At 33.3% G+C, this 15,471-nt stretch carries 17 protein-coding genes and 1 pseudogene; 10 read left to right on the top strand and 8 right to left on the bottom strand.

Features of this window, described 5'->3' with window-relative positions:
- Window position 1: 1 nt before the first annotated feature.
- On the bottom strand, window positions 2–1,234 hold the full coding sequence (locus MGG13_RS00215; RefSeq protein WP_239034945.1) for a DNA polymerase: 1,233 nt from the start codon (window positions 1,232–1,234) through the stop codon (window positions 2–4).
- 176 nt (window positions 1,235–1,410) lie between these two features.
- Entirely contained in the window at window positions 1,411–2,337 is a 927-nt protein-coding gene (locus MGG13_RS00220) for a hypothetical protein (protein WP_239034946.1), read from the bottom strand.
- Window positions 2,338–2,485: 148 nt separating this feature from the next.
- Between MGG13_RS00220 and MGG13_RS00225 the strand changes: the two genes are divergently transcribed.
- The 3 genes from MGG13_RS00225 to MGG13_RS00235 all read left to right on the top strand — a co-directional run bounded on the left by MGG13_RS00225 (window position 2,486) and on the right by MGG13_RS00235 (window position 4,770).
- A complete protein-coding gene (locus MGG13_RS00225) occupies window positions 2,486–3,397 on the top strand; it encodes an abortive infection family protein (RefSeq protein ID WP_239034947.1) in 912 nt (303 codons plus the stop codon).
- 71 nt (window positions 3,398–3,468) lie between these two features.
- On the top strand, window positions 3,469–4,314 hold the full coding sequence (locus tag MGG13_RS00230; protein WP_239034948.1) for an abortive infection family protein: 846 nt from the start codon (window positions 3,469–3,471) through the stop codon (window positions 4,312–4,314).
- A 144-nt stretch (window positions 4,315–4,458) separates the two neighbouring features.
- Complete coding sequence (locus MGG13_RS00235; RefSeq protein WP_239034949.1) at window positions 4,459–4,770, top strand: hypothetical protein; 312 nt, start codon at window positions 4,459–4,461, stop codon at window positions 4,768–4,770.
- A gap of 590 nt (window positions 4,771–5,360) precedes the next feature.
- On the opposite strand, the gene MGG13_RS00240 is transcribed toward MGG13_RS00235, so the two are convergent.
- The 4 genes from MGG13_RS00240 to MGG13_RS00255 form a co-directional block, all read right to left on the bottom strand.
- A complete protein-coding gene (locus MGG13_RS00240; RefSeq protein WP_239034950.1) occupies window positions 5,361–5,966 on the bottom strand; it encodes a hypothetical protein in 606 nt (201 codons plus the stop codon).
- Window positions 5,950–6,135 carry a hypothetical protein gene (locus tag MGG13_RS00245; protein ID WP_239034951.1) on the bottom strand — a complete coding sequence of 62 codons (186 nt, stop codon included), beginning with the start codon at window positions 6,133–6,135 and terminating at the stop codon, window positions 5,950–5,952. The genes MGG13_RS00240 and MGG13_RS00245 overlap by 17 nt, the downstream gene beginning before the upstream one ends.
- A 112-nt stretch (window positions 6,136–6,247) precedes the next feature.
- A complete protein-coding gene (locus MGG13_RS00250; protein ID WP_239034952.1) occupies window positions 6,248–6,529 on the bottom strand; it encodes a hypothetical protein in 282 nt (93 codons plus the stop codon).
- 1 nt (window position 6,530) lies between these two features.
- Entirely contained in the window at window positions 6,531–6,827 is a 297-nt protein-coding gene (locus MGG13_RS00255; protein ID WP_239034953.1) for a DUF2089 family protein, read from the bottom strand.
- A gap of 152 nt (window positions 6,828–6,979) precedes the next feature.
- On the opposite strand from MGG13_RS00255, the gene MGG13_RS00260 reads away from it, so the two are divergent.
- The 3 genes and pseudogenes from MGG13_RS00260 to MGG13_RS00270 all read left to right on the top strand — a co-directional run.
- Entirely contained in the window at window positions 6,980–7,261 is a 282-nt protein-coding gene (locus MGG13_RS00260; protein ID WP_239034954.1) for a hypothetical protein, read from the top strand.
- A 24-nt stretch (window positions 7,262–7,285) separates the two neighbouring features.
- Window positions 7,286–7,891: a stage II sporulation protein M gene (locus MGG13_RS00265; RefSeq protein WP_239034955.1), complete on the top strand. Its 606-nt coding sequence runs from the start codon at window positions 7,286–7,288 to the stop codon at window positions 7,889–7,891.
- 107 nt (window positions 7,892–7,998) lie between these two features.
- Window positions 7,999–8,286 (top strand): annotated as a pseudogene (locus tag MGG13_RS00270) (transposase); the annotation flags it as partial.
- 240 nt (window positions 8,287–8,526) lie between these two features.
- Here the strand turns inward: MGG13_RS00270 and MGG13_RS00275 are convergent.
- Window positions 8,527–9,126 carry an SCO family protein gene (locus MGG13_RS00275; protein ID WP_239034956.1) on the bottom strand — a complete coding sequence of 200 codons (600 nt, stop codon included), beginning with the start codon at window positions 9,124–9,126 and terminating at the stop codon, window positions 8,527–8,529.
- Window positions 9,127–9,222: 96 nt separating this feature from the next.
- On the opposite strand from MGG13_RS00275, the gene MGG13_RS00280 reads away from it, so the two are divergent.
- The 3 genes from MGG13_RS00280 to MGG13_RS00290 all read left to right on the top strand — a co-directional run bounded on the left by MGG13_RS00280 (window position 9,223) and on the right by MGG13_RS00290 (window position 12,850).
- Entirely contained in the window at window positions 9,223–9,579 is a 357-nt protein-coding gene (locus tag MGG13_RS00280) for an ArsR/SmtB family transcription factor (protein ID WP_133432563.1), read from the top strand.
- Window positions 9,576–11,666 carry a heavy metal translocating P-type ATPase gene (locus tag MGG13_RS00285; protein WP_239034957.1) on the top strand — a complete coding sequence of 697 codons (2,091 nt, stop codon included), beginning with the start codon at window positions 9,576–9,578 and terminating at the stop codon, window positions 11,664–11,666. Before MGG13_RS00280 ends, MGG13_RS00285 begins: the two co-directional genes overlap by 4 nt.
- A 290-nt stretch (window positions 11,667–11,956) precedes the next feature.
- Window positions 11,957–12,850, top strand: a complete 894-nt coding sequence (locus MGG13_RS00290) for an Abi family protein (RefSeq protein ID WP_133432561.1) — start codon at window positions 11,957–11,959, stop codon at window positions 12,848–12,850.
- Window positions 12,851–13,143: 293 nt separating this feature from the next.
- Here MGG13_RS00290 and MGG13_RS00295 read toward each other — a convergent pair whose 3' ends face one another.
- On the bottom strand, window positions 13,144–14,247 hold the full coding sequence (locus MGG13_RS00295) for an IS30 family transposase (RefSeq protein ID WP_239034958.1): 1,104 nt from the start codon (window positions 14,245–14,247) through the stop codon (window positions 13,144–13,146).
- A 471-nt stretch (window positions 14,248–14,718) separates the two neighbouring features.
- On the opposite strand from MGG13_RS00295, the gene tenA reads away from it, so the two are divergent.
- Window positions 14,719–15,390, top strand: coding sequence for a thiaminase II (gene tenA / locus MGG13_RS00300; protein ID WP_239034959.1), 672 nt, complete (start codon window positions 14,719–14,721; stop codon window positions 15,388–15,390).
- Window positions 15,391–15,471 lie beyond the last annotated feature (81 nt).

The following is a 15,471-nucleotide window of genomic DNA, read 5'->3' on the forward strand; positions in this document are numbered from 1 at the left end:
TTTAATATCCTCCGATTTTGTTAATTTTAAGCATGCCTTCCGTTGGAAATAAGGGATGACTTGCTTTAAGTGAGTCCGCAAACTCTTTCGTTAGTGCAGTTTGCCATATTGAATCACGCGAATTAGGTACTTCAACCCAAATCTCGTCGTGGACGATGTTGATCACTTTGAGCCGCATAGATGTCGCTATTAACGATAGAATCTTAATGGCAGTGGCAATGGACGACTGCAAAGCAAAATTACGTTTTTGACTACATGTCATGTTGACCAAGGGGTGGATAGGGCCGAAGAAACAGCCGACTAAGTCACTGTTTTCCACAGACTTAAAATATCCCTCAAGGGTGGCATAACAGCTGAAGAAAATATTTTTAATGTGAATAACATCATTAAATTGAATATCATAGCCACTTTTTTTGAGACCTTCAGCAAGACGAAAATCTCCAGCGCCGTAGAGCATGGCGAAGATAAATGTCTTTGCCGCCTTTCGATGATTCGGTTCCTCACCTTTGTAAGATAAGTGTTGTTGAAACAGAGTTCCTACAATGTGGTGAATGTCACGTCCATTTCTAAGATCATCAGTTAGCTGCTGATCTTTCGAATATAGTGACAGAAACCGTAGCTCAGCGTTACTTAGGTCTATTGACCAAACTGTGCAGCCTTGCTCGGAAGGAACGACCCAATGCTTCATCTTGTTCGGCATAGATGTAAGTGGTAACTTCGATGCTGTAATCCTGCCGGTATAAGAGGTAAAGCTTCTCCAGTGCCCTGTTAACTCTAAACAATTGTTTGTCTTAGAATAGTAGGGTGTCAGCTTTTCTACCCATTGCTGATGAAACTGTTGTGCCTTTAAAAATTCCTTGAACTTACTGTATACTGGATGCAAGGTGCTTAACGCATCTAGCTGTTGTAGGTCTTTAGTAAAATAAAGACTGTTCAGTTCCATATAATGAATGAAGTCATGTTCTACGCTGCTAAGATTTGAGCCCTTGCCAGCGTTTAGACCATCCCTTACCTCATTCTGAAGGGTTTCATACTCATAATTTTGAGTACGTAACCACTGTGGAACGATGCAAATCTTTCCCCCGTTCAGTGTTGGTAGCACGGAACGGGTAAAGGCTTGTTCAAGTTTGTACAGTGAGTGAAATGCTGAATTTGCCTTCAGCATCTCACTTTTGTATATTTCTACGTCCCTATCACTGATGCTGGTAGGTACCAGCAATAAATGATTGATCATTAAATCACCTCCTATAAAATTTTTAAAGTACTCGCCAAATTAACTGAAGACTTGTATCAAGTAACAACGTTACTTGATATTTTTATTTTTGCATGAAATAAAAAAGAATCCTCCCAAACGTTTTATAAAAAAGCGTTTGGGAAGATTCGAATTTATTTTATCTAGTTTAGTTCTTATTAATTATCTATTCTTATAAATTTCGAAGATTCATTACTATCTGAATCTGTCGCTTCATTTAGTGCAACCTTGATGTCCTCTATTAGTTGATGTTTATATTTCTTAACTATAAGTTTTTCATATTCAATTTTACGATCTTTACCTTTAGTCATACCCACATCAACTATAGCATTAGGAATTGCTCGTTGAATTAGTCTTGCATAATAGGAAGTAGAGACGGTGTTTGTAGTTTTTGAATTCAACATTTTTTTTGCATCAGATCGCGAGATGAAGACGCGATCATCAAATAAATAGTTCTCATCGTAATTCTTTATGGTCGAACTTAGCGAGGCTAGATTGCCTAAATGATCGAACACTACTTCATCAACGTCATTTATAAAAGATTCATAGATTCTTTGTTTATTTTTAAATGGAAGACCATCTGTTTTAAAAAGAATGCTTACCATTCTGTCGATAGGATTATCTCTTAAATCACTTAATTCAAACTTTACAGTGAAAACTGACATGGCATTATTATAGTCCATGTCATTTTCTATACAATTAGCAATGAAATCATGTATGGCTTGTATTTTCTCTTGTTCTTCAATCGTAAATACATTTGTAATACCAGTTTTAAGAAGTTTATTATAGACAGCATTGTTTTGTAAAATTTTTAACAGATAATGTGAGGTACTTAGCTTGAAAGAATAGTTATCGCCATTTTGTCCTGCACTCTTAAAATTATCTGAGTCGATATGGAGGTTGACACAGAACTTCTTAAATGCGATATCTAAACGACTTGCCTCTCCTTTTAACATATCATCACTAGTTACTTTTGTTTTAGCTTCTTTTAGATCTTGAATTGTAAAGCTATTTTTTACGTTCGGATATAAAATTGAAAGCCTAGATAAGTCTTGAAAGTTAATTATTTTTTCTCTTTTAATCAATTTAATACTACTCCTTTATCATAAGTCTTTTTAAATAGCATAGCATCGAAATATAAATTATGATTACTTACTTTATAAAAAATAAAAGGAATATGTGCTAATATGATAGGGAACATACGTTCTCTATAAAGTAAAGGAGTGAATAATAGTGAAAGTGTCTATGACTTCAATGGGTGAGATACTAGACATCGTCGAACTTTCTTCTGAAGATAAAAATTTTAATTATACTGGGAGGTTGAATGAGGTTCAGTTCTTATCGCGTATTTTTGATTTAAAGAAACTTAAATCGAATGATTACAGATACAATAATATGTATGAAGATATAGTTCAACATACAGTGAGAAATGATGATTGGGAAGATGACTGGTTGTTTTATGATGAAAGACTAGATATAAGAGGAGAAAACTTCATAAAATTTATAGAAGAAATCTTTCATCCTGCTGTAAGAGTTGAACAACAAAACTGGCGAATGTACATTGATAAAATTAATGACGTTTTAAAATATGATAAATTAAAGATAGGTGTTACATCAGATTTAGTTGATGGTAGAGAACGATATAAGATCATGCAACTGTCATCAGATACTTTAATGGAAATATATTTAACAGAGGTAAGGGACAAATTTAGCTCTCAATATATTGACTCTCAAGTTGATATCATGATGAAATGTATTGAATCTAATCCTAGTGTTGCTATAGGAAAAGCTAAGGAACTTATTGAATCCTGTGCTAAGACTATACTAATTGAGGTTAGTAATGGATATGATAAAGAAGCTGACTTACCTGCTCTCGCGAAACAAGCAATGCAAGTGATTGGTTTATCAGCAAAAGATCAAGATAAAACAAATTCCTCGGGAATTATATCCGCTAAAATATTAGGTAATTTGAGTTCGATATCACATAACATGGCTGAACTACGAAATGAGTTCGGGGATGGCCATGGTAAAGAAAGTACATTTATCTCTTTACCACCAAGATATGCTAGGCTGGCTGTGGGGACTGCATCTACTCTAGTCTATTTCATGTGGGAAACTTATCAAGAGAGAAAGACTAAATTTTAATCATTTCTCAACTAATTGAAGTATAGATGTGTCTTGGTTAGTCATATTAAATAATTGTGGAGTGAGAATATATGAATAAAGTACCTATAAATGATGAAATAATAATTGCACTAGCGAACGCAGTCGATGATTCTCATATTAGTACGGCTAGACGGGACCCATCACATTCACAAATTGATTTTTTAGTAAATCGATTTAACCTTAAGGAAAATGATCCAAGACAAAATGGACAAAATGTAGGGAAAAAAAAGAGGATCTATACCATCTTATCCAGTTCAATAGACTCACCTAATGAAGAAAGTGCTGAAAAATTCATGTTTTCGCTTATTAATGAAATAAGAGGTCTCGGTGGATTTAGAAAGGACTCATTAAATTATATTGGTAGTAATGCAATAATGAATCTAACTGAAGCACTTAAAAACCAAGGTTATATACTGAACTCAAATGGTACAATCACTAATTCCATCTTAGATAATATAAGTGAAATAGAAAAAGAAAAAGCGTTGATGGGCTATGTAAACAGAGCAAAAAAAGGGCAACAAGATGCAGCTTTAATTGTTGGTACCAGTAAGGACCTTTTGGAAGCAGTGGCTCTGCATGTATTAGTGAAGAAATATAATTATGATAAGAACACATATTTAAATTTTCCCACACTTTTAGGGCAAGCTTTTACTGCTCTTGGACTTTGTACAAATGAAAACGAAATAAAAGAAGCCGATAAAGCTATAGTAGCCCGAAAAAAAGTAGAGGCTTCTCTTTATAGTTTGGGTTGTTCTATAAATAATTATAGAAATAAAGTTGGTAGCGGGCACGGAAGGCCTTTTATACCTGAAATAAAGGAAGAAGAAGCTAAATTAAGTATTGAGATTATGGGAATCATTTCAGAACTGATGTTAACAAAACTAAAAGAAGATTGAGAACAAATTTAAGCTCTAAACTAGTTGAGTAGAAACTTTGAAGAAACATTTAACCGGCACTTGAACAAATACCTTTAACAGTATATAATAGGATTACAGGTGATTGAACAATCGCCTGATTTTAGATTAAAAAGGAGAAGTTATATGCGAGTACAATTTTCAGTAAATGATGATGAATGGAAAAAGCTAAAAAATTTTGCTGAAAAATTAAACTATCCTGATGTTCCATCTTATTGTAGAGGAACTGCCCTTCGTGATAGAACTTATGCTGATATGTGGGAAGATGTAAAAACAAGTATTAGTAAGATGTCTAGTGGATCTACATTTATTCTTAGAGATTTATTAGATGCACCACCAGCAAATTTAGGTGTAATGTTATATAATCATCAGCAGGAATTAGGTATTGAAAAAGTTTCGAAGAATGCCTCAAAAGTTAATGTTTTTAAAAAGATTTAGATGAATTATTTTATTAGTTGATAGAATTAAAGAGTTTCAGAAGTAATAATCCTAACTTATGATAGCTTCCTAGTTGAGAGTGCTTAGTAGCGTCTCAGGTAGGAGGCTATTTAGGTTTTGATTCGTAATACTATATTAAATTATAAGTTGAAGGAAGCAATTTATTTTTAATAGTAATATCTTCTTTTTTTAGCAATATAATAGGTAGGGGCAGGCCTACCATAAATAAAACTAAGTATATGCAAAATGAATGTATTTAAATAAATTAGTTTAGGATTCCTTTGAGAGAGTCGTATCATAAGTGATGCGGTTATATTCTAGTTGATTCTCTTATAATATGTCCAATGAAGTGTAGACGATTCAATTTTTGAACAGGCTACCGAGCGAAGAGAGGTAAAGTTATAAATTCACTGGGTCCAATTTCTTGACACAAATCCACTTTTATACGTGATCAAGTATTAGGTATCTACATTAACAGTGAACTTGATGGAAGACTCGATAGTGGAGCAATTTCGTTTATATCATTCTTAATATCTTTAGCAAAGTTTAACTCTGAAAATAAAAAAGACACTGATTAATTTCAGTGTCTCTTATTCTATATCAAGTTGTTCTCTATTCTCTCTAGCTATTCTTACCCAGTTTTTAAATTCATTGCTTGCATCTATATCCTGATACTCTAAGTCCTTTATTACTTGTTCAGTATCTATATCATCTAAGTCTTGTGTTAATAAGTAGATTGAATACATCTTATTATCATGTGACTCATAATCTAAAGCTCTATTGTATAACAAACCTTCTCTACTGATACAATATATTCTACTGCCATCTTCAAGCTCTATCGTCTGAGTTTCTTCATATCTCATTGGGTCTAATGGTTCAGACATTATTTGTACTGCTACATTTAAAGGTTCATATTCAAATATTGTATACTTCTTGAATCCTAATTCAAGCAAAATCTCTGTTAATCTAATACTTGCTGTTGTTACAAAGTCTATATCATGTGTTGTATATTCACTACGTGTATATATCTCCATAGCTAATCCACCAACTATTATTGGTTTATCATTCATTTGTGTAACTTCAGCATCTAAAACTTTAGTTAATATACTAGCTACTTTCAACATTCTCTCAACTAAAGGCTCACACTTATCTATATTCTCTAAGTCAATTTTAGCTTGATTAATAGTGTAATGCATATTCTTTTTCTTTCATGCGTTTCAACTGTGCTTCTTTACCTTTGATACGTTTAGCATCATATTTTCTGCTTCCAATGTTAAAGTTGCTATCAAGTTTTTGCATAGAAGAGAGAACTTTTTTTCTTTTTAATAATGAATTTTGAGTAAGTGAGCTGTAAGACACTACCATTGTTCCTCATCCTTCCTATTAATCTTTGTTATTTCATTTTACAAACATTATAGTAAAAAGTAAACTATATCAATTGCGACAACATAAGTTTCACATTAAAGAAAAGAGAAATTTATAAATCTCGACTTCTCATTTTACTTAATTCGGTTTCTCTTTTTTTCTTATAGTCCTTTTGTCCTTTATCATATTGAGAAAATAATAATACATACGCGATTACTAAAAGTAATCCCAAAGCCCATAATGGCCATACACCATTTACATATAAATAACCAGCATATAGTGTACACAAAATAGGTATAATAAGACCTAGAAATTTAAACTTTGTTTTGGATAAAAAATATTGTGTCGCTAATATGGCTGCAAACGTTAAAGCATTTATAATATGTTCTGTCATTTTATTGCTCCTTTTCACTGTTATATAGATTAATGATTTTCTTCGCATCTTCTAAACTTATTTTTTCATCAATAACCAAAGATTTCACATAGTTTACGAGTCCTGAGTTTTCTTCTTGTGAAGCTAACTCTACTTTTTTGATTAAAGCATTAAGTCTAATTCTCACAGTTGGATATGAAACATCATACATCTTAGCAATACTTTTTAAGGAACCTGATTCTAAAACAAAATTTTTCATAAATTCAATATCTTCTTTATCTAATTTTAATAACCAGTCTGGTAATTCATTTCTTTCCATCTTGCTCCCCCAATCTTTAAATTCATTCTAAGGCTTATATTAATAAAAATCAATATTTAAACAACAATATTTTTAATAAAATTAAAAAAAACTTTAATTTTATTAAAAAGTGTTGTAAGCTAATGTCATAATACAAATTATGGAGGTAACAAATGTTTAATATTATTGAATTGATTTTTTTAATTTTAGTTTTATTTGGATTGCAACGCTATTTAGCTTCTCGTGATAACAAATTACTAGGATTAGTTGTCCCGATAATTTTTAACTTATATGTATTCTATAATTTTATATACGTACACCAAGATGTAGATTATTTATGGTATAGAGCAGTAATAGGTAATTTTATTTTAATTGTCGACTATTACTTTGGTCTTCAAAAAAGGAAAGAAAGATATAAAAATGAAATTCAAAAAATGAAATCAAAAGATATCTAAAATCATTTAAAAAGGGGTAGTATTATGAAAAATCTAGAAGTAAGTTATATTAAGAGAGCCTTTATTATTTATGCCATTATGATATTAGTGGCCATTTTAACTTTTATTATTTCACTAGTAATTTATCCTTCAGAAGAATTATTTGAAGATATAACCAGTAAGTTACCTTCAAATTCAGTAGAATTAAAAGGGCTTGATAAGGTATGGATGTATGTAGTAAATAATGGATTTATTGTACCATTGCAAATGTTTATTCTATCTCTAATACCTATTCCATTTCTTTATTTCTTAAATGTAATATCTACTACAATCATTACTGGAATTATATTTGGTTTTGCCATTCATCTCCTACCTGATTTTGGCTGGATATTAGTATTGTCATCTATTCCACATGCATTGATAGAAATTCTAGCATTTTGTTTTGTTGCAAGCGGACTATGGTCATTGAACCGATCAATCATAAGTAAGGTAAGTAGTTTTTTCAGAAAAGAAAAGAGATATGGACCATCAATTTCAGAATCTATATATAACTTGATTAGAGTTTATGTATTTATTGCGTTACCTTTATTTATCATTGCAGCCTTTGCCGAAACATATTTAACGGATTTCATAGAACATTTACTAAAGTAGACTTAAAAACCGCACTCTTAACTGATACACTGAGTCGTATCATAAGTGATGCGGTTATATTCTAGTTGATTCTCTTATAATATGTCCAATGAAGTGTAGACGATTCAGAGTTTGATAATCATCTTATTGATGAAGTGCTTGATACCTTTGGTATCCAGAGATCGCTAAGTATGAAAGGATGCCTATACGATAATGCAGTAGCTGAAACTACGTTTAAAGCGATGAAGACTGAATTTATCAATCAATATAACTTTCAATCTACTGATCATTTGAATATTGAACTTTTTGATTATGTGAACTGGTATAACAATGTCAGGCCGCACGGCGCATTAAATTATCTAACACCAAGGGAATATAAAGAAATATTCTATAAAAACTGTCCAATATTATGTTGACAGACCAAGTAAGCAATCTGTAAGATACTACCATGTTTCTCATCCTTTCTATTAGTGTTTGTTATTTTATTTTCCAATCATTATAGTAAAAAGTAAACCATATCAATTGCGACAACATAAGTAATCAGTATAAGTAATACAAAGGTTATCATTAAACAGAGATTATTATTATAGTTACAATTATGTAATAAAATATATTGATAGTATTAGTAAGGTAATTAATGGATTTATGAACAAAAATTACTTTATTGGCCCTTTGTCAACTAATGTTTGTACATCTTCCACTATTTCATTTTTAGGAAACTTTTCTTCTCCAGTATCTTTACCGATATAATCTTTTATTATTTTTCTATTTTGATCGATTAAGTAAAATGAAGTACCATGAGTTGCTTGGTTGGTTTCTATTGTTGGAGCAGCAACTATTGTTTTAAAATTTTCAACTGCAAAATCAGCTATATCTTTTGGTTTATAACCTGTTACAAGCTTCCATTTCCCTCCTGTTTGATCTAAATCTTTCACATAAGCTTTCAACTTATTCGGAGAATCTACTTTTGGATCGACACTCATACTAAGAACTCCATAATTTTTTATTCCTTTTTTCTCAAGCTCTTCTGTAACATCACTCATATTTTTAGTCATAGGTGGACATACTGTCTCACAATTGGTAAATATAAAATCTACAAGCCATACTTTTCCCTGCATATCTTTAGTATTAAATATTTTTCCATTCTCATCAGTTGCTTTAAATTCTGATAATGTATTGCCATAGCCTTCTTGTATTTTTAAATTTCCACACCCAGCTAGCACACTTAAAAGTAGTAATAAAATAAATTTTTTCATATTAATTATTCCTCCTTATTCAAATATATAATTGATTATTATCCCTTATTACAATATACTACATTCAACTAATAAATTGAATAAGGAGTTGTTAATATGAATTCATATAAATGTGATGTCATTTGTCATAATAAAGAACAGGTCGACAGAGTGAAGAAACACTTAAATCAATTGCCTTTGGAGAAAGTAACTTCCTTTCTAAAAGTGATTGCTGACGACAATCGTTCAAAAATTGTAAGTGCTTTATGTACAGAAGAAGAGTTATGTGTGTGTGATATAGCTTGTATTCTAGAAATTTCCATTGCTAATGCCTCAAGTCATTTAAGAAAGCTTCATAAAAAAGGAGTTGTGAAAACTAGAAAAGAAGGAAAACTTGTTCACTATAGTCTTGATGATCAACACGTCAGACAAATCATGGAAATGACCATTGAACATATGGAGGAAATCGCATGAATACGAATAATGAGAGAAAATCCTATCGTATACAAAATCTTTCTTGTTCAAGTTGTGCAAAGACATATGAAGCTAATTTAAAAGCTTTACCAAATGTGGTCGATGCAGAAGTTAATCATACGGCTGCGAAGATTTACATCACTGGAGATGCGACGATTGCGGAGATGGAAAAAGCCGGCGCATTCGATAATGTTAAAGTGAGAGATATCAGTGAACGCAAAATCGAAAAAGAAAGTTTCTGGAAGAAGAAAGAGAATTATCCTGTCTACGTGGCTGCTGTCATCGTTCTTATCAGCCTGATTCTTTCCTTTAATTTAGGAGAGAAGCATATTCTGCCGACAATCGGTTATCTGGTGGCAATCATCATAGGAGGATATTCTCTTTTCATCACCGGATTTAAAAACTTGATTCGATTGAAATTTGATATGAATACATTGATGACGATTGCGGTTATCGGTGCAGCCTTAATCGGAGAATGGCAGGAAGGAGCGACTGTTGTCATCCTGTTTGCGATAAGTGAAGCATTGGAGCGCTATTCAATGGATAAAGCGAGACAATCTATCAATATTCTGATGGATGTTTCACCATCAGAGGCATTGATTCGAATAGATGGTGCTGAACAGACAATGAATGTCACAGATATTCGAATCGGTGATATCATGATCGTCAAACCTGGTAAGAAAGTGGCAATGGACGGTATTGTTATTAAAGGTCATTCTACAATCAATCAGGCTGCTATAACTGGGGAAAGTGTACCGGTAGCCAAAGGTATAAATGATGAAGTTTTTGCAGGAACTTTAAACGAAGAAGGGCTTATTGAAGTCAAGGTCACAAAACTAGTAGAAGATACGACGATTTCTAAGATCATACATCTGGTTGAGGAAGCACAGGCAGAACGTGCTCCTTCTCAGGCATTCGTCGATAAATTTGCTAAATACTATACGCCTGCCATTATGATAATCGCTGTATTAGTCATGCTGATTCCCCCGTTATTGCTGAATGGTTCATGGCATGATTGGTTGTACCAAGGTCTTGCCGTATTAATTATTGGATGTCCATGTGCCCTTGTCGTTTCTACACCCGTTGCAATAGTTACTGCTATTGGTAATGCAGCACGTCAAGGCGTCCTAATCAAAGGTGGAATACACCTCGAAGAAGCTGGTCATATTGATACGATTGCTTTTGATAAGACTGGTACATTGACGGAGGGGATTCCTGTAGTCACAGATATCTTCCCTGATGATAATGATTCACTTATCAAAGCAGCTGCACTTGAAAATGGTTCGCAGCATCCTCTGGCGTCAGCTATCGTTCGTAAAGCAGAGGAAGAGCAGTTATCCTATCAAGCTGTAACAGTTGAAAACTTCCAGTCGATTACAAGTAAAGGTGTGAAGGGCGACATCGAGGGTAAGACATATTATATAGGTAGCCCGTCCTTATTTGAGTCGCTTGGATTCGGTGGCGATGAGAGAATCGAAACGTTACAGACAGATGGTAAGACAGTGATGTTATTCGGTAGTGATAAAATTGAACTAATCATTGCAGTAGCCGATGGGCTAAGACCTGAGGTGACAGCCGTTCTCAAAGAGTTGAAGCAGATGAAACTTAACACGATGATGTTGACAGGTGATAATGAAAGAACAGGTCAAGCTATCGGAAGACGTACAGGATTGACATTAGTCCATGCTAACTTGCTACCTGAAGATAAACTAAATATCATACGTGAAACAAGGAAACAGCATAAAATTGCGATGATTGGTGATGGAGTTAATGATGCTCCGGCGCTTGCAGCAGCTGATATTGGAATTGCGATGGGAGGATCAGGCACAGATACTGCGTTAGAAACTGCTGATATTGCATTGATGTCAGATGACTTGAAGAAACTTCCCTATACTATTAGGTTAAGTAAAAAGACATTAAAAATTATTAAACAGAATATTGCTTTTTCTCTGATTATTAAACTAATTGCTTTACTACTTGTCATACCTGGTTGGTTAACATTATGGATTGCCATCTTCTCAGATATTGGGGCTACTTTGATTGTCACGCTAAATAGTATGCGCTTGATTAGGCTCAAAAATAAATAATATACTCCCTGTATTAAAAATCAAAAAATTATAATTAGAAATGAATTAGCTATCATACCATATTATGAAGATGGAAGTGTATTCATAATTAATAGTGGCTATCAAAGAAATAATGTTAAACAGGAAGAAATAGAATAATATATAATGCCAATTCTCTTATAAAAAGAATTGGCATTTATAATAATTAACCTCACTCTTAACCGATACGCTGAAAGTTATCATAAATAGAACATACGTTCGTTTGTTTATGTTATAATGAATTTAATACAAAATTCATTAGGTGATGATTAATGAAAAACAAGCTAACTATCGTAGCACAAATCCAGAAGTTAAAGGACAAAGGAATATATTTCAATATTATTAACGAAGAAGATGCACAAAACATTCTGCTAGATAAAACTTATCTTTTTAAACTATTCTATTTTCGGAAAAGTTTTATGAAAAATATAGATGGCAGCTATAATGTAGAATTTGCTTGTTTATCGGACTTAGCATCTATTGATATGGAAATGAGATATACATTACTACAACTAACATTAGATATAGAGCATTCTTTAAAGGTTATATTAAACAAATATTTAAGTATGACCCCAAATGAAGATGGATATAATATAATTGATCAATTTATAGATAAAACAAATATTACTAAGAGAGATATTTTTAAATATAAAATGAATAAAAACGAAGTTTATCCAGAATGGAAAAAGTTTTATCAAGCCACTCCTTATTGGGTAGCTTTTGAAATTATGAGTTTTTATCATTTTGAAAGATTCGTAACTTTTTATTATGAAGTCTCTAAAAATAGGAGATTAAAGTTGGCTAGTAATCAGTTGGTATTAGTAAGGAATATCAGAAATAGTTGCGCACATAATTCTGTAATTAATGTTCCATTATTTGATGATACTAATGTTACTCCAGAATTAAATAGTTATTTTAGTTTGCATAAAATTGACATACACTATAAACAATCTAAACCTTTTATTGATATTGCAACGTTATTAATGATTCATAATAAGTATTGTAATCAATCAATAAAAAATAGAGCTTCTAGTAATCTTCAAAGATTATTAGAAAGGTTATTGTTAAATAGAGATTATTATAATAATTACGATTATATAATAAAATATGTTGATAGTATAAGTATGGTTGTTAATCACTATATTAAATTAAACACTTGCGAATAGATTGAATATCTATTATTATAGTGAATAAGGAATAAGGGAAGCCCTACCTTGCTGCGTCTAACCACGCGGATAGAGGCGAAAGACATGTCATTTTGGCATGTCTTTTTTGAATACTATAAATTAATCGCACTTCTAAATGATACGCTGAAGCTTACCATAAATGATGAAGTTTTTGATAAGGTTCCCCCTATCAATGATATTGTTAAAAATTCAATAATTTTATAAATACCTTCTACTTAATATTAAAAAAACACATTCTAAATTGCAATTACAAGTTAGCCACTCTGACAAATCTAGTTCATATAGAATCCTAGGGATTCACTCAGTATGTTCTCTTTAATTAGTTCTTTCAAAAACACTTCCATCGCTGACTGTCCATTTAGTATCTTGCGTGGATATCTGTTCATCCATTCCTGGATTTTATGGACGTTAGAAGCTGTTACAGTTGAAATGGGGATACCTTTAGGAATATGCTGGCGAATAAATCTGTGCTGATTTTCTTTCGTCCCTCTTTCCCAGGAGGCATAGGGGTGATTGAAGTAGACCTCTGATAATCCCCTCAGGCATTCAGAAAGATCGCTGAATTCAGGTCCGTTATCTGATGTAATGGACTTGAATATTTTAGGGAAAGCATCTCCTGTTTCTTTTATCAGATGACGTAGTGCATTGACTACATGGCAACTTTGTTTACCATCAATCTTTAAGATAAGGTCATACCGGCTTTTTCTCTCAACCATGGTGAGGAGAACCTGATCTTCGGCAGACTTCTGACCGACTACAGTATCTATCTCCCAGTGTCCGAAGGTCGTACGTGTATCTACTGCACGAGGACGTAGTTCGATGGACTGTCCCAGTAATTTTTTATCGATGCGAGTAAAGCCTGCCGGCTTCTTATTCTTAAGCTTCAATTTCATCAGAAGATTGATATTACGCGTCTTTATCAGCTTTCTGTCAATCCAGTTATAGAGTGTCTTTATACAGGGGATGAATCTTTCTGGAAAGAGCTCAGCTTTCTTAGCCATCATAATAACGGAAGCCGGAGACATCCCCTCATGTATCATCAGATTATCCGCCCATTCAACAAAGGGATTATCTGTAACGGGAAGAGGACGACGTCCTGACTTGATACGATTTTCAAAGTATCTATCCTGGGCAAAATCAGGTGAATAGACGCACTTGTAGTAAGTGTAAGTCTTATTGTTATGCACCTGCCGGCTCTTTTGTGTGTACGTGCCACGCTTTATCTCATTATTAATGGTCTGTGGCGCTCTACCGAGCTTTCCAGCTATTTGTCTGTTTGAATATCCTTCACTGATCAACGTCTGTATGATGATCCGTTCATCTCTAGAAAGGTGTTTGCCCTTAACGGTTTTCGTGTTACCATTGATATGCGTCATACGAATTCATTCCTTTATTGTCGGTGTGAGAACTACAATATTAACATGAACTCGTCATGGCGTATTTTTTTATAAACAATTAATGTATCCTCTACCTTAGGTGGCTAACTTGATTGTATAACTTGCCAGATAAAGAAAATTTAATTTATTAATAACGAAACTGCTGTGGCAACGCAAACAGAAAATTTTTACTATAAATTAATTTTCATTTCAAGCAATACAATTAGACTTACGTACGATAAATGATAATAAAAGAATCTAATAGTAATAGTCTATAGTTTGCATAAGCATACAAGTTTTAAAGAAATGTACTGAAATCTTTTGTGTTGTTTCACAAGAAACACTGCCCTCAAAAAGCAACGTAATAAATATAATCATGACAATTAGTTGTATTTTCTAACCTTTTGACTTTTACTGATAACTTATCTATCGTTGAAGTGTATGTAAAGGATTGGGAGGAGTGAAGATAAAGTGTTTACAGAACGTTTATTTGAGAGAGTGGAACCGATCTGGAATTCTTATTTAGAGCATCCTTTTGTTAAAGGTCTGGGTGATGGGACATTAGACCTTGAGAAATTCAAACACTGGCTGAAGCAGGATTATATTTATTTAATTGAATATGCGAGATTGTTTGCAGTCGGTGCCTCGAAAGCCACTGATCTTGCTATGATGACGACTTTCGGCGAACTGCTGCACGGCACACTGGCGACGGAGATGGCCTTACACCGTTCTTATGCAGCGCAGTTCGGTATAACACAAGAAGAGCTTGAGGCGGTGCAAGCGGCTGAAGTGACGGAATCTTATACCAGCTATATGCTGAAGATGGCTCATCAGGGTGGCGTTGAATATACGATAGCAGCAGTGCTTGCCTGTACGTGGAGCTATCACTATATTGGTGAGCACCTTGCAGCATCAAACAACAATCTTGGTGTGTATCAGGAATGGGTGGATATGTATCATTCACCTGAATTCACTGAACTGAAGGATGACTGTATCCGGCTGATGAATGAAGCTGCTGAAGGTAAGAGTGAGGCAGAATTAAAAGTGTTGGAAGAGATTGTCGTAAAGACCAGCTATTATGAATATCTGTTCTGGGACATGGCTGAGAACATCTCGAACTGGCCCTGTAAGGAGACAGTGTAATTGTCGCAACTCTGCAAGGACATGACCCTGACGCTCCAAAACTGGTTCTGAATGGTCGCAGAATCAGTGATATGAAAGGCA

The organism is Macrococcus brunensis, assembly GCF_022343725.1.
GTDB classification, from domain to species: Bacteria; Bacillota; Bacilli; order Staphylococcales; family Staphylococcaceae; genus Macrococcus; species Macrococcus brunensis.